The sequence below is a fragment of the Paenibacillus radicis (ex Gao et al. 2016) genome (assembly GCF_014641555.1).
GTDB classification, from domain to species: Bacteria; Bacillota; Bacilli; order Paenibacillales; family Paenibacillaceae; genus Pristimantibacillus; species Pristimantibacillus radicis.
Window position 1 is genome coordinate 1,279 of sequence record NZ_BMHY01000031.1, and the last position, 353, is coordinate 1,631.

Here is a 353-nt window from a genome sequence, read left to right on the forward strand (position 1 = left end):
AATCGCGTATCCGGTATTAGCATTCGTTTCCGAATGTTATCCCAGTCTTATGGGCAGGTTACCCACGTGTTACTCACCCGTCCGCCGCTAACCATCAGGAGTGCAAGCACTCCATCAAGTCCGCTCGACTTGCATGTATTAGGCACGCCGCCAGCGTTCGTCCTGAGCCAGGATCAAACTCTCCATTATACGAGCTTTCAAGCGACCGAGTAAATCGGTTGATTGAAAGTCGAGAAAGTTGAATTGCTCATTACTTTGTTTTATCGCTTTTCTTACGAATGGCGAACCATTCATAAGGGCAGTTTTGCTCGTTGTTCAGTTTTCAAAGAACAATTTCTTTTGTGACAACGAAT

1 rRNA gene (running past one end of the window) is annotated in these 353 nt (G+C 45.6%); it reads right to left on the bottom strand.

Annotated features, from left to right (window positions below):
* A 16S ribosomal RNA gene (locus tag IEX98_RS28925) occupies positions 1 to 189 on the bottom strand (its annotated part extends 1,278 nt beyond the left edge of the window); the annotation flags it as partial.
* Between the last annotated feature and the right edge of the window lie 164 nt (positions 190 to 353).